The following is a 21,101-nucleotide window of genomic DNA, read 5'->3' as shown; positions in this document are numbered from 1 at the left end:
GACTGTCCGCCGCGATCGCCCGCACCGCGGATCGCCAGGCGGACGAGCCTCGTCCGCGCTGTGGCGAGCGCCACGTCCGGATCACGTTTTCCCCGACCGCCGAACAGGGAAAGCAAACTCAAACACCCATTACCAGGGAGGGGAAACGCAATGGCTGACATCAAGAGCGGCCCGATCGAGGCGGTCCAGGGCATCGTCGAAGCGGTCTTCGGCAAAGCCAAGGAGATCATCGGCACGATCATCGGCCGCAACGATCTGGTCAACGAGGGCCAAGCCCAGCAGGACAAGGCCGACGCTCAGCGCAGCGCGGCGAAGAAGGAAGCCGCGGCCGAGAAGGCCCGGGCCAAGGCCAAGACGGCGGAGGCGCGCCAGAAGGCCGAACAGTAGTCGGTTTGGTGAACGGCCCGGTCACCGTGGCGGTGGCCGGGCCGTCGCTTGTGAGTTATCTTGCGGTGCCGGCTTTTTGTGGACGCTACGTTCCGATCAGCCCGAGCCGGCGGTAGGCCTCTTCGATCTGCGACTTGGCCTCCGGCGGCAACTCCGCTTGCGGTGGGCGCGAATGCGGATACTCGCCTATCGGCAATCCGAGCAGCGAGGCGGCGTACTTGAACGCGCCAGCCCAATGAGTGAAGTAATCCGGCCGCCCCGGGTAACAGGTCCACCAGGATCCGACGTCCAGGTCGAACTGGTCCAGTCCCGACTCACGACCGAAATCCATCGCCTCGATCAACTTGTCGCTTTGCACCAAATCCCAATAATGGGAGAACAATCGCCGCTGTGGGGTCTCGAACAGGTAGCCCGCGGTGCCCAGCTGTGCCGGACAGACGATCCCGTCGCGCAGCCATCCCGCGCGATAGACCGTTTTGTCGCATTCCCAGAGCACCAGGCCGGGCGCCAACTGGTGCAGCATCCGGCTGCTCGCCGGCCGGAAGGCGCCCTCCTTCGTGGCACACACCGCGGGCACCTCGTCGTAGATCCGTGCGCTCTCGGTTGCGGTCAGCACGTAACCGGACGACGGTGAGTTGAACATGCCCAGGGCGATGTCGGTGCGGGCAGCGATGTACTTGAAGAATCGCAGCACGCCCTCGCCGCCGTGCGCCTCCATCATCGGCGTCTGGATGTAGGCAATGTCGGCGCCGGCCTCTTGGGCGTGCAGCGTCAACTCGAGACAGTCCTTCGCCGCCATGGCCGCCGTACAGGCTTGCACTACGACACCGGGGTTTACGGCGCGGGCTTCCTCGATCGCCACCTCCAGCAAGCGTTTTCGCTCGTCGAGAGTCAGCGACCAGAATTCGGCGAGGCCGCTGGTGCACCACAACATCGGGTGTCCGAGGTCGCCGACGCAATACCGCACCAGCGTCCGGTATGCCTCCCAGTCGATGTCATCACCATCCGGGCCGCAGAACGGGGTATACAGAGAGTCGCCGATTCCCCGCAGCGCCCCGCGCGCCCAGGCGCGCGCCTCACTTGCCGTCGCCACCGTCGACTCCTTCTCGTCAGCCGAACTTTCTTCCATCCGGGGGGTTAGGTGAAGTCCGAACCACCGTCGACGTTGATGTTTGCCCCGGTCATGTACGAGTTGCGCCGCGACGCAAGGAAGGCGACCACCGGCCCGATCTCCTCCGGCAGTCCCGCCCGGGGCATGTGCGCGGGATGGCCAAAGTGCTTGGCAATGGCGTCCATTAGCGCGTAGGGGTCGTCGCCGTCGACGCCCACCGACCGCGCCCAGCCGGCCAGCGACTCGGATGCGATGGTGCCTGGCGACACCACGTTGACCAAGATCTCGTCCTTGGCCAACAGCAACGACAGATTCTTGGAGACGCTTGTCAGCATCGCCTTGGCCGCCGTGTAGGCGGGCAGCATGACGCTCTGCCGCTGGGTCGAGTGCGCCGAGAAGTTGACTATCCGTACCCATTGCGCCTTGCGCAGCAGCGGAAGTGCCGCACGGACGCAGCGCACCATGCCCATCACACCGTCTTCGACGGCTTGGCGCCACTGCTCGTCGGTCAAATCGTCGAAACTGCCCGCCGCGCCCGGCCCGACCGTGTTGACAAGCACATTGAGTTCGTCGCCCCACCGCCGTGCGAGGTCGGCGAATGCTTCGTCGACCTGCCCCGCGTCACCGATGTCCGCGACGAGACCAACGGCATCCGCGCTTCCACGTCCGGTCAGATCCGCGACCGCGGAGTCAAGTGCGTCACGGCTGCGGCCGACCACTGCCACCCGGGCGCCCTCGTCGGCGAGGCATCGAGCCGCCGCCAGCCCCATCCCGCGGCTACCGCCGACCACCACCGTTGCCGCATGCGCCAGACCTAAATCCATGGCAATTCCCGTGGCTCATCGGGGGACTCGATCAATGGCCTGTGCCCGGTCATCTTCGCCCGTCCAGCCTTCGTTACCAAAAAGCCTACGATAGGTATTACAGTAGCAGATGGAAAAGCGCAGAAAGGCCGGGCTGACGGTAATCGTCGAGCGGCAGAAACGCCAGCGTATGCGCAGGTGAGCTCGCACAGCTCTCCGACCGTATACAAAGGATACATCGTGATGGAGGTGCCCGTAGTGGCAAAGCAGGCTACCGCCGATAAGCGTCAACGACGCGAACGCGGTTCCATCAATCCCGATGACATTATCAGTGGCGCATTCGAACTCGCGGAGCAAGTATCGATCGACAACTTGAGCATGCCGCTGCTCGGCAAACATCTCGGCGTCGGAGTAACCAGCATCTACTGGTACTTCCGCAAGAAGGACGACCTGCTCAACGCGATGACCGATCGCGCGTTGAGCAAGTATGTGTTCGCCACCCCCTACGTCGAGGCCAGCGACTGGCGCGAGACGCTGCGCAACCATGCACGCCTGATGCGTAAGACGTTCATGGGCAACCCAATTCTGTGCGACCTGATTTTGATTCGTGCCGCACTTAGCCCGAAGGCGGCGCGGTTGGGCGCCGAGGAGATGGAGAAGGCGATCGCCAATCTGGTTGAGGCCGGGCTGTCGCCGGAGGATGCCTTCGACACGTACTCGGCCGTTTCGGTGCACGTCCGCGGATCGGTGGTGCTGCAGCGGCTGTACGAAAAGAATCAATCCTCCGACGAGGGTGCACGCGCTATCGAGGACGCCGTCGCCATCGATCCCGAGAAGACCCCCCTCCTCGCGCAAGTAAGCCGGATCGGTCATCGGATCGGCGCACCCGACGAAACCAATTTCGAATACGGCCTCGGTTGCATCCTCGATCACGCCAGTCGGTTGATCGAGGAGGGCAAGGGATCGAGAGCCGGCAAGCAGGCGCCGTCACGGCCACGCAAGGCGGCCAAGTCGCCTGGTTCACGGGCGCGTACCAAGGCCCCGGCCGCGCGCTAGCCGAGAACGAATCGGCCTATTAGGCTTCGGGTTCCGGCACGTCGAAGTATTCATCGCGGAGCCGGAACGCTTCCTTCGTGCCGTGCTGTGCGCGGGTTTTGACGAAGTTGAACTCGTCCGGCCCGAATTGCAGGTTGGTGCCGAAGGCGTGGAAGAGATAGCTGGCAACTTCCTCACCCTGGTACGCCTGGCTCTGCTCGACGAGGCGGAACGCTTCCTTGGCGATCACCACTCCGTCGGCGGGCATCTTCGCCGCCTTCTCGGCCCAGTACCGCGCACGCGCCCCGACAGCGGCTGAATCGCATGTGTCGGTGAAAATTCCGAGGTGCTCGAGCTCGCCGGCCTCGATGACGTCGCCGGTGAGCAGCAGGCGGCGGGCCAGCACGGGCCCCAGCCGGTGGAAGAACATGTGCAGGCTGCCGAGCGCCGGGCCGAGGAAGCGGGTCGCCGGCATGCCGATCTTCGTGTCACGCGCTATCACGGAGATGTCGGTCATCAGTGCCATCTCGAACCCGCCGCCGAGCGCATACCCGGCGATCTCACCCACCGTGATCTTGGGAAAGCCCATGAAATTGTGGTAGAAGCCAAAAGACTTGCGGTCCACGGCGAGTCGCCGGCGCTGGCTGGGGCGGCGCTTGGCCGACGCGTCCTCGCCCACGTCGCCCTGCTTGCCGTACCAGCCGTACGCGTTGTTCATGTCGGCGCCGGTGGAGAAGACGCCACCAGCTCCGCGCAACAGCACCACCGTGAGGTCGTCGTCTTCGGCCACCCGATCCAGACAGCGGGCGACGGCCTCGCGCATGGCGGCGTCGTAGGAGTTGTGTTGCGAGGGATTGTTCAGCGTGATCGTCGCGATGCGGCGGTCGCGGTCGGCCTCGAACAGCACACGATCGTCCTCGGCGCTTGGGGCAGTCATGTGTCGGACTCCTTTCGCCGCCTGCCGAATTGAAACCCGGCCAGCTTTTCCGGTGGTGACGCCAACGTGCTCACCTCGCCGGTACAGAGCACTTCGTCATCGAGCAGCAGCCGCGCTGTCGAGGCGACACCGCGCTCGCTTTGCGCACGAGCGATGTCGAACCGCAGTTCGGTCAACGCGGGGGTCGGACGGCGGAACGTCACCACCAACGACCGGGTCTTGCCCGAAAGGCCTGCGACGCAATTGTGGTGCTGGATGACGCAGTCGAAGAAGACGCCCAGAAAGCCGCCGTGCACCAACCCCGGCGGGCCCTCGTAGACGAGCGGGAAGTTGACCCGCCCGGTGGCCTGGTCGGCATCGAGGTGGTCGAACAGATACTCCGGAAAGCACGGGTTGTAGGCGCCAATGTCTGTCGCGTGGTTGAGATAGACGCGCCGAGGGTCATCGGGGACGTCGCCGATGCGTGGTGCGTTGTCCACGGGAGCCGCGACCGCGAGCTCGCGCTCCCACTGCGCGAACTTCTCCACCATGGTGTCGACCGTCGGATGCGGATGTTCGAGGGACAGCAGCAGCGAACTCAGGCGCCGCATGGCCCCGGCGGCGGCCACGGTCTGGGCCAGGGGCCGCTCGCCGAATTTGGCGTCGCTGGTGCCCGGCGCCTCTGAAGCGGCCCGCCCCTCGGGTCGCCCCTCCTGCAAGGCCATGCTTGTCTCTTTTCGCTCGGGTTCCGGCCCGGCTATGTCCGGCGGCAGCGTACCCTGCTAACTTATACAGCGTATCAATCGTATTGCCTACTGTATGGGTAACCGTATCGGCAGAAAGGCCGGATTCGACGGTGAGTCAGGAGGCCGACGCGGCCGGTGCCGATGGTGCGGTGACAGTGCGGCGGGACGGCGCCGTGCTGCGGCTGACGCTGGATCGTCCATCCCGGCGTAACTCGTTGAGCCAGGCAATGATTGGGTCCATGGTTGAGACACTGACCGATGCCGCCGCCGACGATTCGTTGCGCGCGGTTCACATCCGGGGCGGCGACGACTTCTGCGCCGGAGTGGACTGGGTCGCCGCCAACGACCAACAACGTCCCCGCACCGGCGATCTCGTGCGGCGCATCCCCCATGCCGCTCATCGCGTGATCGAACTGGTGGCGAGCATCCAGCTGCCGGTGCTCTGTAGCGTGCGAGGATGGGCCGCGGGGTTCGGGTGCAATCTCGCGCTGGCAGCCGACTTCACTGTTGCCGCCAGCGATGCGGTGTTCTGGGAGCCCTTCGTGGACCGGGGCTTCAGCCCCGACTCGGGCGCGACTTGGCTGCTGCCCCGGCTGGTCGGCCTGGCACGGGCCAGGCGGATGCTGCTGCTCGGCGAGAAGGTCAGCGCGGACGATGCGGCCGACTGGGGATTGATCTACCAAGCGGTAGACCCCGCCGAACTCGAGGGCACCGCCGAGGAACTGCTCGAGCGGCTGGTTTGCGGTCCGACCGCGGCGATCGGGCTGACCAAGCAGGCCCTGAGCTTCGGCCAGCAGGCCACGCTGAGCCAAGCCATGACCCAGGAGCTGTTCAATCTCGAACTATCCTGCCGGACAGCAGATTTCAAAGAAGGCCTGGAAGCCTTCCGGCAGCGACGGGCACCGAAGTTTCAGGGCCGATGAGGGAGCAGGATGCCTACTGACTCGTTCGACACCATCAACTACGACGTCGACGGGCATACCGCCACCATCACGCTGAACCGTCCGGACGCCCTCAACGCCCTCAGCCCCCACATGATCACCGAGCTGCGGGCCGCCTACGACGAGGCCGAGAACGACGACGAGGTCTGGCTGACCATCGTGACCGGCACCGGTCGCGCGTTCTGCACGGGCGCCGACGTCAGGGCCATTCCCGAAGACGGCAAGGTGATCTACGAGCGCCCGTATCTGTCGACCTACGACCAATGGGAGGCACCGCAGGAGGGCACTCCCCCATTTCGCACGGCCGCCAAGCCGGTGCTCGCCGCGGTCAACGGGTTGTGCTGCGGCGCCGGCATGGACTGGGTCACCACATCGGACATCGTGATCGCCTCGGAGCAGGCAACATTCTTCGATCCGCACGTGAGCATCGGATTAGTGGCCGGACGCGAGATGGTGCGGCTGTCGCGCGTGCTGCCCCGCTCCATTGCCCTGCGGATGGCATTGATGGGCAAGCACGAGCGGATGAGCGCGCAACGCGCCTACGAACTCGGTCTGATCAGCGAAATCGTCGAGCACGACCGGCTTCTCGAGCGGGCGCACGAGATCGCCGGCATCGTCAACTCCAATGCGCCGCTGGCGGTTCGGGGAACTCGCCTGGCCATCCTCAAGGGTCTCAACGTGCCGCTGCACGAAGCCGAGATCATGGCAGAAACGTTCCGCGAGCGCGTGCTGCGGACCGAGGACGCGGCCGAAGGGCCCAAAGCCTTCGTCGAGAAACGCAAGCCCGATTGGCAATGCCGATGACGTTCGAGACCATCCTGCTCGAGGTCGACGAGACCGATCGGGTCGCGACCATCACACTGAACCGGCCCGCGCAGCTGAACGCGTTCAACCGCACCATGTGTGAGGAGATGACCCGCGCCTGGCGCATGGTCAAGCTCGACGAGTCGGTCAACGCGGTGGTGCTGCGGGCCGCCGGTGATCGGGCGTTCAGCGCAGGGCTGGACATCAAAACGCCCTACGGGCAGCCCGAAAACATCTGGAACCACGAGGATCCCGGCGAGGCGCTCAGCCCCAAGTGGCAGAAGATGTGGAAGCCGGTCGTCTGCGCCGTTCAGGGCGTGTGCACCGCGGGCGCGTTCTACTTCATCAACGAATCCGACGTCGTCATCTGTTCGCAGGACGCCACCTTTTTCGACTCGCACGTATCCGCCGGCCTGGTCTGCGCGTTGGAGCCGATCGGCCTGATGAGGCGCATCGGTCTTGGCGAGACGTTGCGCATCGCCTTGATGGGTAACGACGAGCGGGTCAGCGCCGACACCGCGCTCCGGATTGGACTGGTGTCGGAGGTGGTCCCCGCCGAGCAGCTCTGGGGCCGCGCGCACGAGATTGCCGCGACGATCGCCGCGAAGCCACCGACCGCGACTCAGGGCACGGTGAAGGCGATTTGGGAGTCGCTCGACAAGCCGTATCGCGCGGCCATGGAGCAGGGGCTGATCTATACCCGCCTGGGCAACCCGCTCGGCACTGCCCAACTCGCCGCCCAGAAGGCCGACGGCGAAGGTGCGGCGCGTACTCCGAAGACCCGCTGATGCCTGCGCACCCGCTCAGTCAACGCATCGCCGACGTCCTCAACCTGGAGCCGGGCGCCCACGCGATCGAGTATGACGGCCAATGGATTTCGTGGGACAGGGTCCGCGCCATGGCAGAACGCATCGCCGTGCTCACCGCTGGTGACGAAGTCGGGATGCTGCTGCGCAACCGGCCCGGTCAGGTGGCCGCGTTTCTCGGGGTGCTGCTGGGCGGTGGCACCGTCGTCGTCATCAACCCGTCTCGCGGGGACGAGCGCACCAAGGCCGACATCGCCGGACTGCGGCTGCCCCTGATCATCGGGGAAAGCACCGATCTGACGACACTGCTGCCCCCGACGACCGACGCCACCACGGTGGCGATTTCGGGTCGGTTGGACGATGCCCCGGCCGGGGCCTCGACGACTCGTCCGGAGGTCCACCCGCGGACCGGGGTCGCGGTACGAATGTTGACCAGCGGTACGACGGGTCCGCCCAAAAGGGTCGACCTCGGCTACGACATGTTGGCGCGCAGCGTGATGGGCGCCGAACCCCGCCGCGTCCCGGCGCCCACCGAGCTACGTAGCGGCGTCGCGATCGTCAACTCCCCGCTGGTGCACATCGGCGGGGTATTCCGCGTGCTGCAATGCATCGCCGACGCACGACCATTCGCGCTTCTCGAACGTTTCGAGCTCAACTCCTGGGCCGACGCGGTGCGCAGGCACCGGCCGCGGACCGTATCGCTGGTACCCGCGGCCCTGCGCACGGTGTTGCACTCAAACCTGCCGCCGGCCGATCTGGACAGCATCCGCGCCGTCACCTGCGGCACGGCCCCGGTGACGGCCGACGACGCCGACGCCTTCACCGCCAAATACGGCATCCCCGTCCTGACGTCTTACGCGGCAACCGAATTCGGTGGCGGTGTCGCCGGCTGGACCCTGCCGGATCACCAACGCTATTGGGCCGCCAAACGGGGCAGCGTCGGCCGCGCCAACCCGGGTGCGCAGTTGCGGGTGGTCGCGGACGACGGCACGCCACTGGGGACTGACAAGGTCGGTCTGCTCGAGGTCAAGCCGGGCCAACTGGGGCCGTCGGCCCAGTGGATGCGGACCACGGACATGGCGCGCATCGACGCGGACGGCTTCGTGTGGATCGTCGGGCGGGCCGACCAGGCGATCATCCGTGGTGGGTTCAAGGTGATGCCCGACGACGTTCGCACCGCCCTGGAGAGCCACCCCGCGGTGGCAGGTGCAGCGGTGGTCGGCCGGCCCGACGAGCGTCTCGGGGCGACGCCGGTCGCCCTGGTGGAGCTGCGCGGGTCCGCGTCCGTCGACTGCGACGCGCTGGTGCAATACCTGGGAACGCGGCTGGCGCGCTACGAGATTCCCACCGAGATCGCGATCGTCGACACCATCCCGCGGACACCGTCGGGCAAAGCCGATCTGGGCGCGGTTCAGCGCTTCTTCAGCGCAGCCAACAGTGACCATGCCCGGTGACAGCCCGACCGTCGCCGACGTCCTGACACGCCGGGCCCGTGCGGGCGCAGAACGTCCGCTACTCATCTGCGACGCTGACCGCATCAGTTATGGCCAAGCCGAGGCCCGCTCGGCCGAGCTCGCCCGCGGGCTGATCGCGGTCGGCGCGGGCAAGGGCACCCACGTCGGCCTGCTCTATCCCCACGGGTCGGAATTCGTCGTCGCTATGCTGGCGGCGGCGCGAATCGGCGCCGTGGTGGTTCCCTTCTCCACCTTCGTCACCGCCCGCGAGATGCACGAACAACTGCTCGACAGCGATGTCGAAATACTCTTGAGCGCAGCATCTTTCCGCACACACGACTACGTGCAACGCCTCGAGCAGGTGCTGTCGGACTCGGATTTCGGGTCCGACTACCGGCTCTTGGCCCCGGCCGCACCGCAACTCCGGCAGGTCGGCATCAGCTACCGCCCCGGTGCGCGGCGGCGCGTCCGCGACATCGACCGGTTCTACCGGCTGGCCGATACCGTGACCCCCGCGCTGTTGGCGGCGACGCAAGATGACGTCCGGGGTTGCGATCCCGTGGCCATCGTGTACACGTCGGGCTCCAGCAGCGCCCCCAAGGGCGTCGTACACACACACGGCGCGCTGCTCGAACACCAGCGCAATCTCAACGCCATTCGCGGTTTGACGGCCGACGACAAGCTGTTCTGCAATTCGCCGTTCTTCTGGATCGGCGGCTTCGCGTTCGGACTGCTCGCCACCCTGGTCGCCGGCTCGACGCTGGTGTGCTCCAACGCCGAGGATCCCGGTACGACGCTCGATTTGCTGGAAGCCGAAAAACCCACCTTGACCAACGGTTTCAGCGCAGGGGTCGCGCACCTCGCCGACCATCCGAGCTTCGCGCGCCGTGACCTGTCATCGATGCGTCGCGGCAACCTGTACCCGATCATGGCGGCTGCGGTTCGACCGGCCGATCCCGAGCTGCGGCACAACATGCTGGGCATGACCGAGGCCGGCAGCGTCGTGCTGATCAGCGACGACGAGACCGATCAACCCGAGAGCAGGCGCGGATCGTTCGGCAGACCGGCGCCCGGCTTCGACACCAGGATCGTCGACACCCAAACCGGACTAGCGGTCGGCGTCGGCAGGGTCGGGGAACTGTGTATCCGGGGACCGTTCGTGATGCAGCGCTACTACCGACGCAGTCGCGAGGAGTGCTTCGACGCCGACGGTTGGTTCCACACCGGGGATTTGGTGCGCGCCGACGCCGACGGGTTCTTCTATTACGTCGGCCGGCTCAGCACGATGATCAAGACGGCCGGCGCCAATGTCTCGGCCGACGAAGTGGAACGGGCAATCGCCAAGGTCGCCGGCGGGCTGACGGCCCATGTCGTCGGTGTCCCGGATGCGCAGCGCGGACAGCTGGTCGCGGCGGTCGTGGTCGTGCCCGAGGGCGCCGCCTTCGACGAGGCGGCGCTGCGCGACGGGCTGAAGGCGGAATTGTCGGCATACAAGATTCCCCGGCGGTTCCTGACATTGTCGCGCGACCAACTGCCGCTGCTCTCCAGCGGCAAAGTCGACACACGGGGACTGAGAGAGCTCTTCGATGCCTGACACCATCGACGGACTGGTGCGGTTCCGCTCCGATCGCGACGGCGACATACCGATGGTCATCGACCCTGCGTCGCGGATCAGTTATCGCGAACTCGACCTCACCACAAGAGAATTGGCCGCGGTATTCATTGAAGCCGGTGTGGGCAAGGGCACCCGGGTGGGATTGATCATGCCCAATAGCGCTCGCTGGGTACAGGTCGCTGTCGCGCTGACCCGCATCGGTGCCGTGCTGGTACCGCTGAGCACGCTGCTGCAGGCCGGTGAGCTCGCCGCGCAGCTGCGTGTCGCGGCGGTCCAGTTCCTGGTCAGTGTCGACGAATTTCGCGGTCATCGCTATCTCGATGAGCTTCAGGAGCTGCGGCCCGAACTTCCTGCCCTGCGTCAGGTCTGGACGACCGACCGGCTCACCCACGCCACCGCCGGCGAGCCGGTGCGCCGAATCGTCGATGCCATGACGGAGACGGTCACGGCCGCCGACCCGTTGGTCATCATGTTCACCTCCGGCAGCAGTGGGGCCCCCAAGGGGGTCCTGCACTCTCACGGCAGTGCACTGGAGGCCGTGCGGTCGGGCCTGGCCGCGCGCTGCATCACCGCCGACACCCGGCTGTACCTACCCATGCCGTTCTTCTGGGTGGGCGGCTTCGGCAGCGGAATCCTGTCCACGCTGCTGGCCGGTGCCACCCTGGTGACGGAGGAGATTCCGCGGCCGGAGACCACGCTGCGCCTGCTGGAAGCCGAGCGGGTGACGCTGTTTCGCGGCTGGCCGGACCAAGCGGAGACGTTGGCCAGGCACGCCGCCACTGTCGGCGCCGATCTGTCGGCCCTGCGGCCGGGGAGCCTGCAGGCACTGCTCCCGCCCGAACAGCGGGCCCAGCCGGGCGCTCGGGCCACGTTGTTCGGCATGACCGAGGCATTCGGTCCATACTGCGGCTATCCCGCCGACACCGACATGCCCGAGACTGCGTGGGGCAGCTGCGGAAAGCCGTTCAGCGGCATGGAGGTTCGCATCGTGGCTCCCGACAGCGGCGAGCCCGTGCCGGCCGGCGCCGTGGGCATGATCCAGATTCGGGGGCCACACACGCTGCGCGGCATCTGCGGTCGCAGCCGAGAAGAGCTGTTCACCGCCGACGGCTTCTACCCCACCGGCGACCTGGGCCGCCTCGACGACGAGGGGTTCCTGTTCTACCACGGGCGCTCCGACGACATGTTCAAGGTCAGCGGCGCCACCGTCTATCCCAGCGAGGTCGAACGAGCGCTGCGCACCATCGACGGTGTCCGCAGCGCCTTTGTCACCAGCGTGCCGGGAACCACGGGCCAACGGGTGGGCGCGGTTGTGGTGTGCGACGGGGCCGTGTCCGCCGATCATCTGAGTCGTTATGCGCGAAAGCTGCTGAGCGCGTTCAAGGTTCCGACCGTGTGGCTGTTGTTGGAATCCGATGACGGCGTGCCGCGCGGGGGCACCGGCAAGGTCGACACCGGTCGGCTGCGGGAGATGCTGATCGAGGCCCTCGCGGGCTGATCGGCGTCGTACTGGCGGTCAGCGGCGGATGCCGGAGACCGCCGACCGCGGTAACCGGCCCGCGCGGGAATGCCCGGCCATCCGATCCCCGTCGACCACGACGTCGAAGTCCAGGTTGAGCCGCATCGGTTTGGTCACCGATTGCCGCCAGGTCAGCCGCGTGCCCTCGGTGGCCGCGCCACTTATCAAGTCCTGCAAGGGAACTGTTTCGCCCTTGTACGTCGCCGTGCCGGTCAGTCCGCCCGGCAACTCGGCGAACGCATACCGCACGGCCAGAGTCCCGATCGGGGTCTTGATCGTTACGTCCCAGTCACCGCCGATGCCCATCTATGCCTCCACCGGATCTCGTCCCGTCGGACGCCACACGGTGCCCCGACGCTCGTACTCGAAAAGCTCCTCGACGGCGTGCGCGACTCGCGGTCCGTACCACCGGTCCAGCAGGTACAGGGCCAGATCCAGCCCCGACGTGACACCGCCCGCGGTGATCAGGTCGCCGTCGTCGACCACGCGCGCCGCCACCGCATGCACACCCGCGGCTTCGAGCAGCTCCAGGCCCAGGTGATGAGTCACCGCATGGCGCCCCTCGATCAGGCCGGACATCGCCATCACCACGGATCCGCCACAGACACCGCCCACCGTCACCTCCGGGTTGTCAAACGCCTTCCGCAACAACGGTGTCAGCTCGGTCTGCGCGGCTCGGGCCAGCAGCACCGGGATGGTCTCGACACCGTCGTCCGGATCACCGGTGATGGGGCCGCTGGCGCCGGGCACGATCACGCAGCTGCTTTCCGATGGATCGAGTGCGGCGGCGGCCGTCAGCGCCAAACCGCGAGTGCCGCCGATGACGCTGCGCGGCCCCTCCGCCGACACCAGCGTCACCGTCAGGTCACCTCCCACACGGTCGCTGCCAGCCGACAAGACTTCGAAGGGCCCGACGACGTCAAGCGGGTCGAACCCGTCGTACAAGACGATCTGTGCGTGCACCACGTCATCGTCATCGGCCGCGTCCGACAAAACCAGTGGCTGGATTGACACTATGGACCGGTATATTGCCAACCCATGCACTCCGTGGCGATCCTGGCCGAGCCGGACGTCATCGCGTTCGATCTGGCGATCGCGATCGAGGTATTCGGTCGTGCCTACCTCCCGACCGGCGCTCCGGGGTACCGCGTTCGGGTTTGCGGCGCGGACCCCGTCGTTCCGGCCGGACCGGTGCGGATCGCCACCGATTGCGGCCTGGCGGAACTCGCGAACGCCGATACCATCGTGGTGCCCGGGCGCAACGACGTCACGGTGCCGGTCCGGGAGGACGTCATCGCGGCGCTGAAGTCCGCGTACGGCAAGGGGATTCGCATCGCCTCCATCTGCAGCGGCACCTTCACCGTCGCCGCCGCCGGGATACTGGCCGGCAAACGCGCCACCACGCATTGGTCGGCCGCCGACCTGTTTTCCGCCGTGCATCCCGACGTCCGACTCGATGCCGCCGCGCTCTACGTCGACGAAGGCCAGGTTCTCACCTCCGCCGGGGCCTCCGCGGGGCTCGACTTGTGCCTGTACATGGTTGCGCGCGACTACGGCTCGGCGGCGGCCGCCGACGCCGCCCGGTTAGCGGTCACGCCCCTTCACCGCACCGGCGACCAGGCTCAGTTCGTCATTCGCCGCCGCGGAAGGTCCGACACCGAACTCGACGGCCTGCTGGTCTGGCTGGAGGGCAACGCCCACCTGCCGCTGACGCTCCGCGACATCGCGAGGCAGGCCGCCACCAGCGAGCGAACCCTCAACCGGCGGTTCAAGACGGAAACGGGCCAGACGCCGATGCAGTGGGTGAACAGCGTCCGGATCAAGCACGCCGAGGAGCTGCTCGAGTGCAGCTCCGACAGCGTCGAATCCATCTCGCGCCGAGTCGGTTTCGCGTCAGTTACGAATTTCCGCGAACAGTTCCGCCGCCTGGTGGGAGTGGCGCCGCAAAGTTATCGCAATGCCTTTCGCGACAAGAATCACGACACCCGGGCGTGGGCCGGCGAGGCGCCCTAGGAAACCCGTGTCCAGGGTTGACAGTTCTGCGACTCGAAGGCCTTGACCGCCGTGTTGATGTTCGCGTACATCGGACCGATCGAGGTGTTCGTCTGAAGCACGTGCTCCTTGTTCGCATCGGGCGTGCTGTAGGTGAACCACGAGCACATCGAGTCCTGGGTTGGCACGTTGTTGATCCAGACGCCGAAGGCCGAACCCGAGCCGCCCGTGTGGTAAAGGCCCGGTGCGATGTCGGGGCCCACGACAAAGACGCCATTGCCGGGGATCGGGTCCAGTGGGTCGGCGACGGCCGGCGGTGCGAGAGCTATCACGATCACAGCTACACCGAAGATGGCCGACGCGCGGATCGTTCGGGGCACTTTTCCTCGCTTTTGTCATTGCCCCCTCCCAGGCAGAATATGCCGAGGCGCGCGCGGGAACAACAGTTAGCCCGAGGCCGGACGGCTCGCGTCCATGACCACCCCGCGGGCGGTGAGGTGATCGATCAGCGGAACCGCGCCGGCGGCGAGGTGTTGTGACATCGCCGCGCGGGCCAGCTGGTCGTCACGCTTTTTCAGCGCGGACAGGATCCGGCGATGATCCCTCATCGACTGTTCGGGCCAACCTTCGATGGCCGGAAACACCGATTCCGGTGCGTAGCGGGTGATCTGCGACATCAACTGGGCGAGCTTCGGCGAGTCCGCGGCAACATTGATGGCGCGGTGGAATTGGTGGTTGAGGCGCACCGTCCGCTCGTCGTCATCGCCGGCGTAGGCGTCTTCGAGTTCCGCCTGGATCTGTTTGAGTTCGCGCAGTTGGTCGTCGGTGATGTTGATCGCGGCCCGCGCCGCGAGTTCACCACCGACATGGGCCTGAAGGTTCGCGACGTCGGTGACGTCGCGACCCGTCACCGGCAGCACCATGAAACCGCGGCGGGGCTGTTGGTCGATCAGGCCTTCCGCGCGCAGGGCGAAGAGTGCCTCCCGCACCGGTGTGACGCTGATTCCCAACTCGGCGGCCAGTTGATCCAGGCGGACGTAGGACCCCGCGGCGTAGGTGCCATCGAAGATCCGCCGGCGGATGAAGCGTGCGACATCGTCCGAAAGTTGCGGTCGCGCGGCGAAATCCGGGATCGTCATCGCTAGACCTGGTATTCGGCGAGCAGTCGCTTGCTGATGATGTTCTTCTGGATTTCGCTGGTTCCCTCGCCGATCAGAAGGAACGGAGCGTCACGCATCAGCCGCTCGATCTCGTATTCCTTGGAATAGCCGTAGCCGCCGTGGATCCGGAAACTCTGCTGGGTCACCTCGGTGCAATATTCGCTGCACAGGTATTTGGCCATCCCGGCGGCGACGTCGTTGCGCTCCCCCGAGTCTTTCAGTCGGGCCGCATTGACCATCATCAGGTGCGCCGCTTCGATCTTGGTGGCCATCTCGGCCAGCTGGAATGCGATGGCCTGGTGCTCGGCGATGGGCTTGCCGAAGGTGTGGCGCTGCTGGGCGTAACGGACCGCGAGCTCGAAGGCGCGGATGCCCACGCCGCAGGCTCGGGCAGACACATTGACCCTGCCGACCTCGATGCCGTCCATCATCTGGAAGAAGCCCTGTCCGGGGCTACCGCCCAGAACGTCGTCGGCGCTTGCCTGGTAGCCGTCGAAGATGAGTTCGGTGGTGTCGATCCCCTTGTACCCCAGCTTGTCGATCTTGCCCGGTATGACCAGGCCGGGCACGACTTCACCGAAACCCGTTGGCTTCTCGACCAAGAAGGTGGTCAGGTTCCGGTGCGGCTTGTCGGCCCCTTCGTCGGTGCGAACAAGCACCGCGATCAGCGTCGAGCTCCCGCCGTTGGTCAGCCACATCTTTTGGCCGTTGATGGCGTAGTCGCCGTCCCGATCGCGCACCGCCCGAGTCCGGATGGCGGCGACATCGGAGCCCAGCTCCGGCTCCGACATAGAGAAGGACCCCCGCGTCTCGCCGGTGGCCATCCGCGGCAGGAACCGTTGCTTCTGCGCATCAGTGCCGTGCTGACGCAGCATGTAGGCCACGATGAAGTGCGTGTTGAGCACCCCGGAAACGCTCATCCAACCGCGCGCCAGCTCTTCGACGCACAGCGCGTACGTCAGCAGCGACTCCCCCAAACCCCCGTACTCCTCCGGAATCATCAGTCCGAACAGGCCCATGTCGCGCATCCGGTCGACGATGTCCTGAGGGTAGGTGTCCCCGCGGTCGAGTTCCGCGGCGTTGGGGATGACTTCCTTGTCGACGAATTGCCTTACGGTGGCGATGATTTCGGTCTGGAATTCCGTCAACCCCAGGGTCTGGGCGAGTTTGGTCATGCGCTGTCTTTCCGTATTGGCTTGCTCAGCAAGCGATTGTCTTGGCGTCCGTCAGGCGTTCGATGTCGGCCCTCGTCAACCCCAAACGCCGCTCGAGGACCTCGACGGTGTCTTGCCCCAAGGCCGGGGCGGCCGTGCCGGCGGGGTGGGTGCCGTCGAGCGTTACCGGCAGGCCGGGGGCGAAGTAGTCACCCAGGCCCTCCTGGTGCAGGAGGGAAAACAGCGGGTTGGCAGTCACCTTCGGGCCGGCGGCGACCTCCGCGAAGGTGCGGTACCGCTCGTAGAGCACCGTCGTGCCCGACAGCGCGCCGGTGATCTCCTCGGCGGTGTGGTCGGCGAACCAGGTGCCGAAGAGGCCGGACAGCACGTCGCGGTATCGGTAGCGGTCACCCTCGGAGCCGAAGTCGACGCCCAGCGCCTCAGCGAGCGCGGTTACCGCGGTGCCGGTGCCCGTCACGTCGACAAGATCGCGAAAGTGCCGGCGGGTCAGGGTGACAACCATGAACCGGGCGCCGTCGCGGCTGGCGAAGTCCTGTCCGTACTGCCCGTAGATGGCGTTGCCCAGGCGCTGCCGTTGCGTGCCGGTGACTTGGGGCTCGGTCAGCAGTCCCAGGTTTCCGGCGGTGGCCAGTGCGACGTCCTCGAGCGCCACGCTGATCCGCGCACCCGCACCGCTTTCGTCGCGGCGGCGGAGGGCGGTGACGACGGCCAGCGCTGCGTACAGGCCGCAGGAGACGTCCCATGCCGGCAGCACGTGGTTGATCGGGCCGGCGTGATCCGCGGGGCCGGTGACGAGCGGGAATCCGATGCCGGCGTTGACGGTGTAATCCACGCCGGTGGAACCGTCGCCGCGCCCGAGCAGCTGCACGTGAATGACGTCGGGCCGCTTGGATGTCAACACGTCGTGACTGAGCCAGGACAGGCCGGCGGCGTTGGTCACCACCACGCCGTCCCCCTCGACGATGAGCCGCTGGACCAGCTCCTGCCCGTCGGGGGACCGCAAATCGATGGTGGCCGAGCGCTTTCCCTTGTTCAGCCCGGTCCAGTAGATCGATGTGCCGTCTGCCGCCAGCGGCCACCGGTGCACGTCGGACGCGCCACCGATCGGGTCGATGCGGATCACCTCCGCGCCAAGCTGATTGAGCGTCATGCCACACAGCGGGGCGGCGACGAAGCTGGAGACCTCCACGACAGTGAGGCCGTTCAGGGGCCCGGTCACGTCGGGGCGACCCGCTCGAACACCGCGGCCAGTCCCTGCCCGCCGCCGATGCACATGGTCTCCAGCCCGTAGCCCGCCTCGCGGCGGTTGAGCTCGCGCGCCAGGCTGGCCAGCATCCGCCCACCCGTCGCACCGACCGGGTGGCCCAGGGAGATCCCGGAGCCGTGCACGTTGGTGCGCTCGTGGTCGGCGGCACCGAAATTCCATTCCCGCATGACAGCGAGCGCTTGCGCGGCAAAGGCTTCGTTGAGTTCGATGAGGTCGATGTCGGACAGCCGCAGACCGGCCTTTTCCAGCGCCGCCTCGGTCGCCGGCACCGGCCCGATCCCCATGAGGTTGGGCGCGACCCCCGCCACCGCCCACGACACCAGACGCACCAGGGGCTTCAGACCGTACTCGGCGGCCTTCTCGGGTGTGGTCACCACGCACATCGACGCCGCGTCGTTCTGCCCGCTGGCGTTTCCGGCGGTGACCGTCGCCTCCGAATCCTCGCCCAGCAGAACGGGTTTCAGTTTGCTCAACGACTCGACCGATGTGTCGGCGCGCGGATGTTCGTCGGTGTCGATCAGTTCCTCGCCGTGGCGGCCGGGCACCGCCACGGGAATGATCTCCTCGGAGAGGATGCCGTCCTTCTGCGCGGCCACCGCGCGCTGGTGCGACCGCACCGCCAGCTCGTCCTGCTCCTGGCGGGAAATGTCGTACTGGCGGCGCAGATTCTCGGCAGTTTCCAGCATGCCTCCCGGCACCGGGTAGTGCCGGCCACCGGCGGTGGTGCGCCCACGGGCCAGCCCGTCATGCACCCGGACGCCACCGCGGGCGCCGCCCCAGCGCATGTCGGTGGAGTAGAAGGCGACGTTGCTCATGCTTTCGCAGCCGCCGGCGATGACGAGATCGTTATTGCCGCTACCCACTTGCAGGCACGCCTGGATGACCGCTTGCAGGCCCGAGCCGCAACGCCGGTCGACCTGCATGCCGGGAACCGTCACCGGCAGGCCCGAGTCCAGCGCCACGACGCGCCCGATCGCCGGCGCCTCGCTACTGGGATAACAATGGCCCAGGACCACGTCTTGCACGGCCTCGGGCGCCAGCCCGGTCCGCTCCAATAACCCCTTCAGCGCGGCGACGCCGAGGTCGACGGCGGTCAGCGCCTTGAACATTCCGCCGTAGCGCCCGATCGGCGTCCTGACGGGTTCACAGACAACGGCTTCGCGGACGGCACTCATAGGTGTCGGCCGCCGGTGATTTCCATGACGGTGCCGGTCATGTACGACGACAGGTCGGACGCCAAAAACAGCGCCACGCTGGCGACTTCGCTGGGCTCACCGGCCCGGCCCATCGGCACCTCGGCAACCTTTGAATCCCAAATGCGCTGCGGCATAGCCTCTGTCATCGCGGAGCGGATCAAACCGGGGGCGATCGCGTTCACCCGGACGCCCAGGTAAGCCAACTCTTTGGCCGCGGCTTTGGTCATGCCGACGATGCCCGCCTTGGCCGCCGAGTAGTTGGTCTGCCCGACCATGCCGACCTTGCCCGACACCGAGGACATGTTGATGATCGCGCCACGCTTGTTTTCGCGCATGACCGCCGCCGCGAGCCGAGTGCCGTTCCAGGTCCCCTTCAAATGCACGGCGATGACCTGATCGAACTGCTCCTCGGTCATCTTGCGCATGGTCGCATCACGGGTGATGCCGGCGTTGTTGACCATGATGTCCAGGGTGCCGAAGCGCTCAACCGCGGTTTGGATCAGCGTTTCGACATCGGACGCCTGAGTGACATCGCAGCGGACCGCGACCGCTACGTCATCACCGCCCAATTGCTTGGCCACGACCTGGGTTTCCTCGAGATTGATGTCGCCGAGCACAACCCGGGCGCCCTCGGCGACAAAACGCTCGGCGATGGCAAGCCCCAACCCTTGCGCTCCGCCCGTGATTACCGCGGTCTGACCTGCCAACAACGACACCTGGTCACATCCTTCACTGTTGTCTCCACCACCGGACGCCCCTCAAGGCAAATATCATATTTGATATAGGATCCTGCTCTGAGCCGGGGTGCCCCGGGCCAGGAGAGGAGCGTGGAGTCGATGGCCACCGCCGAAGTCGCCGAAGTCTCGGACGACGATTTCCGAGAGATCCTCGCTCAGACAAGGCAATTCGTCCGCAGCGCCGTCGTGCCCCGCGAGCAGGAGATCCTCGAACAGGACCGCGTTCCGGACGACCTCCGCGACGAAGCCAAGAAGATGGGCCTGTTCGGCTACGCGATTCCGCAGGAGTGGGGCGGCCTGGGCCTCAACCTCGTGCAAGACGTCGAGCTTGCGATGGAGTTGGGCTACACGTCCCTGGCACTGCGTTCGATGTTCGGCACCAACAACGGCATCGCCGGACAAGTTCTGGTGGGCTTCGGCACCGATGAGCAGAAATCCCGCTGGCTGGAATCGATTGCGGCCGGCGACGTCGTCGCCTCCTTCGCGCTGACCGAACCGGGCGCCGGATCCAACCCGGCCGGTCTGCGCACCAAAGCCGTTCGCGACGAAGGCGATTGGGTGATCTCCGGGCAGAAGCGTTTCATCACGAACGCGCCCGTCGCCAATCTGTTCGTCGTCTTCGCACGCACCCGGCCGGCCGACGACCAGGGCCCGGGAATCGCCGTCTTCCTGGTGCCCGCGGACGCCGCGGGTGTCGAGGTGGGAGCCAAGGACGCCAAGATGGGGCAGGAGGGTGCTTGGACGGCCGACGTCAGCTTCGACGACGTCCGCGTCGGATCCGACGCGCTGATCGGCGGCAGCGAAGACATCGGATATCGAGCGGCGATGACCTCGCTGGCCCGGGGACGGGTGCACATCGCCGCCCTCGCGGTGGGCGCCGCGCAACGCGCGCTCGACGAATCGGTCTCCTACGCCGCCACCGCAACCCAGGGCGGAACGCCGATCGGGAACTTCCAGTTGGTGCAGGCGATGCTCGCCGATCAGCAAACCGCGGTGATGGCCGGCCGGGCGCTGGTGCGCGATGCCGCTCGGCAGTGGGTCGCGGGCGAGGATCGCAGAATCGCCCCGTCGGCGGCCAAACTCTTCTGCACCGAAATGGCCGGCAACGTCGCGGATCTCGCGGTTCAAATCCACGGTGGCAGCGGTTATATGCGTGGCGTTGCCGTCGAACGCATCTACCGCGATGTACGCCTGCTGCGGCTGTACGAGGGCACCAGCGAGATTCAGCGTTTGATCATCGGATCGAACCTCGTCAAGGCGGCTCAGCGATAGAGCGGCCGGACCAACAGGGGAGCAAACTATGAGCGGAAAGCTTGCAGGCAGAGTGGCATTCATCACCGGAGCCGCGGGCGGGGCGGGGCGGCCGCCCCCCGGGGGGGGGGGGGGGGGGGGGGGCGGCCACGAGACCGGGGGGCGGGCGCGGGAAGAGGCGGGCGG

Annotated in this window: 22 protein-coding genes; 10 read left to right on the top strand and 12 right to left on the bottom strand. The window is 66.6% G+C overall.

What is annotated here, in order from left to right; all coding sequences use genetic code 11:
- The first annotated feature begins 150 nt into the window (after positions 1-150).
- The gene (locus A5773_RS09590) at positions 151-387 is read left to right on the top strand and encodes a general stress protein CsbD (RefSeq protein ID WP_067260937.1); all 237 of its coding nucleotides are present in this window, start codon (positions 151-153) and stop codon (positions 385-387) included.
- Between the two features lie 85 nt (positions 388-472).
- Here the strand turns inward: A5773_RS09590 and A5773_RS09585 are convergent, their stop codons facing one another.
- The gene (locus A5773_RS09585; protein WP_067790829.1) at positions 473-1,480 is read right to left on the bottom strand and encodes a dihydrodipicolinate synthase family protein; all 1,008 of its coding nucleotides are present in this window, start codon (positions 1,478-1,480) and stop codon (positions 473-475) included.
- A 44-nt stretch (positions 1,481-1,524) separates the two neighbouring features.
- Entirely contained in the window at positions 1,525-2,322 is a 798-nt protein-coding gene (locus A5773_RS09580; protein ID WP_067790687.1) for an SDR family NAD(P)-dependent oxidoreductase, read from the bottom strand.
- Positions 2,323-2,544: 222 nt separating this feature from the next.
- Here A5773_RS09580 and A5773_RS09575 point away from each other — a divergent pair, with 222 nt between their 5' ends.
- Complete coding sequence (locus A5773_RS09575) at positions 2,545-3,357, top strand: TetR/AcrR family transcriptional regulator (RefSeq protein ID WP_067261138.1); 813 nt, start codon at positions 2,545-2,547, stop codon at positions 3,355-3,357.
- 19 nt (positions 3,358-3,376) lie between these two features.
- Here A5773_RS09575 and A5773_RS09570 read toward each other — a convergent pair whose 3' ends face one another.
- Both A5773_RS09570 and A5773_RS09565 read right to left on the bottom strand, forming a co-directional pair.
- Positions 3,377-4,273, bottom strand: a complete 897-nt coding sequence (locus A5773_RS09570; RefSeq protein WP_067790684.1) for an enoyl-CoA hydratase/isomerase family protein — start codon at positions 4,271-4,273, stop codon at positions 3,377-3,379.
- Positions 4,270-4,977 carry a hypothetical protein gene (locus tag A5773_RS09565; RefSeq protein WP_066957255.1) on the bottom strand — a complete coding sequence of 236 codons (708 nt, stop codon included), beginning with the start codon at positions 4,975-4,977 and terminating at the stop codon, positions 4,270-4,272. The genes A5773_RS09570 and A5773_RS09565 overlap by 4 nt, the downstream gene beginning before the upstream one ends.
- A gap of 131 nt (positions 4,978-5,108) precedes the next feature.
- Between A5773_RS09565 and A5773_RS09560 the strand changes: the two genes are divergently transcribed.
- The 6 genes from A5773_RS09560 to A5773_RS09535 are packed head-to-tail and all read left to right on the top strand — an operon-like array spanning position 5,109 to position 12,116.
- Positions 5,109-5,921, top strand: a complete 813-nt coding sequence (locus A5773_RS09560; protein WP_067790681.1) for an enoyl-CoA hydratase/isomerase family protein — start codon at positions 5,109-5,111, stop codon at positions 5,919-5,921.
- Between the two features lie 9 nt (positions 5,922-5,930).
- On the top strand, positions 5,931-6,743 hold the full coding sequence (locus A5773_RS09555; protein ID WP_066957259.1) for an enoyl-CoA hydratase/isomerase family protein: 813 nt from the start codon (positions 5,931-5,933) through the stop codon (positions 6,741-6,743).
- On the top strand, positions 6,734-7,531 hold the full coding sequence (locus A5773_RS09550) for an enoyl-CoA hydratase/isomerase family protein (protein ID WP_067790677.1): 798 nt from the start codon (positions 6,734-6,736) through the stop codon (positions 7,529-7,531). Before A5773_RS09555 ends, A5773_RS09550 begins: the two co-directional genes overlap by 10 nt.
- A complete protein-coding gene (locus A5773_RS09545; RefSeq protein ID WP_067790674.1) occupies positions 7,531-9,003 on the top strand; it encodes a class I adenylate-forming enzyme family protein in 1,473 nt (490 codons plus the stop codon). The genes A5773_RS09550 and A5773_RS09545 overlap by 1 nt, the downstream gene beginning before the upstream one ends.
- Entirely contained in the window at positions 8,993-10,597 is a 1,605-nt protein-coding gene (locus A5773_RS09540; protein WP_067790827.1) for a class I adenylate-forming enzyme family protein, read from the top strand. The genes A5773_RS09545 and A5773_RS09540 overlap by 11 nt, the downstream gene beginning before the upstream one ends.
- Positions 10,590-12,116, top strand: a complete 1,527-nt coding sequence (locus A5773_RS09535; protein WP_067790671.1) for a class I adenylate-forming enzyme family protein — start codon at positions 10,590-10,592, stop codon at positions 12,114-12,116. Before A5773_RS09540 ends, A5773_RS09535 begins: the two co-directional genes overlap by 8 nt.
- An 18-nt stretch (positions 12,117-12,134) precedes the next feature.
- Here the strand turns inward: A5773_RS09535 and A5773_RS09530 are convergent, their stop codons facing one another.
- Both A5773_RS09530 and A5773_RS09525 read right to left on the bottom strand, forming a co-directional pair.
- A complete protein-coding gene (locus A5773_RS09530; protein ID WP_067260922.1) occupies positions 12,135-12,443 on the bottom strand; it encodes a hypothetical protein in 309 nt (102 codons plus the stop codon).
- On the bottom strand, positions 12,444-13,100 hold the full coding sequence (locus A5773_RS09525; RefSeq protein WP_067790825.1) for a DJ-1/PfpI family protein: 657 nt from the start codon (positions 13,098-13,100) through the stop codon (positions 12,444-12,446). It lies immediately after the preceding gene.
- 75 nt (positions 13,101-13,175) lie between these two features.
- Here A5773_RS09525 and A5773_RS09520 point away from each other — a divergent pair, with 75 nt between their 5' ends.
- A complete protein-coding gene (locus A5773_RS09520; RefSeq protein WP_067790668.1) occupies positions 13,176-14,150 on the top strand; it encodes a GlxA family transcriptional regulator in 975 nt (324 codons plus the stop codon).
- Here A5773_RS09520 and A5773_RS09515 read toward each other — a convergent pair.
- The 6 genes from A5773_RS09515 to fabG all read right to left on the bottom strand — a co-directional run bounded on the left by A5773_RS09515 (position 14,147) and on the right by fabG (position 19,643).
- Positions 14,147-14,509, bottom strand: coding sequence for a hypothetical protein (locus A5773_RS09515; protein WP_067790665.1), 363 nt, complete (start codon positions 14,507-14,509; stop codon positions 14,147-14,149). The two genes, A5773_RS09520 and A5773_RS09515, sit on opposite strands and share 4 nt — an antisense overlap.
- A gap of 66 nt (positions 14,510-14,575) precedes the next feature.
- Entirely contained in the window at positions 14,576-15,268 is a 693-nt protein-coding gene (locus tag A5773_RS09510) for a GntR family transcriptional regulator (RefSeq protein WP_066957272.1), read from the bottom strand.
- A 2-nt stretch (positions 15,269-15,270) separates the two neighbouring features.
- Complete coding sequence (locus A5773_RS09505; RefSeq protein ID WP_066957273.1) at positions 15,271-16,464, bottom strand: acyl-CoA dehydrogenase family protein; 1,194 nt, start codon at positions 16,462-16,464, stop codon at positions 15,271-15,273.
- A 25-nt stretch (positions 16,465-16,489) separates the two neighbouring features.
- Positions 16,490-17,683 (bottom strand): CoA transferase, encoded by a 1,194-nt coding sequence (locus tag A5773_RS09500; protein WP_066957275.1) that lies wholly within the window; start codon positions 17,681-17,683, stop codon positions 16,490-16,492.
- The gene (locus A5773_RS09495) at positions 17,680-18,906 is read right to left on the bottom strand and encodes an acetyl-CoA C-acetyltransferase (protein WP_066957277.1); all 1,227 of its coding nucleotides are present in this window, start codon (positions 18,904-18,906) and stop codon (positions 17,680-17,682) included. Before A5773_RS09495 ends, A5773_RS09500 begins: the two co-directional genes overlap by 4 nt.
- Positions 18,903-19,643: a 3-oxoacyl-ACP reductase FabG gene (fabG, locus tag A5773_RS09490; protein WP_067260907.1), complete on the bottom strand. Its 741-nt coding sequence runs from the start codon at positions 19,641-19,643 to the stop codon at positions 18,903-18,905. Before fabG ends, A5773_RS09495 begins: the two co-directional genes overlap by 4 nt.
- Positions 19,644-19,763: 120 nt before the next feature.
- Between fabG and A5773_RS09485 the strand changes: the two genes are divergently transcribed.
- Complete coding sequence (locus tag A5773_RS09485; RefSeq protein ID WP_066957306.1) at positions 19,764-20,936, top strand: acyl-CoA dehydrogenase family protein; 1,173 nt, start codon at positions 19,764-19,766, stop codon at positions 20,934-20,936.
- Positions 20,937-21,101 lie beyond the last annotated feature (165 nt).

Source organism: Mycobacterium sp. 852014-52450_SCH5900713 (assembly GCF_001667075.1).
Classification (GTDB): Bacteria; Actinomycetota; Actinomycetes; order Mycobacteriales; family Mycobacteriaceae; genus Mycobacterium.
The sequence above is the reverse complement of the archived record's forward strand: the minus strand, read 5'-3'. Positions and strand labels throughout refer to the sequence as shown.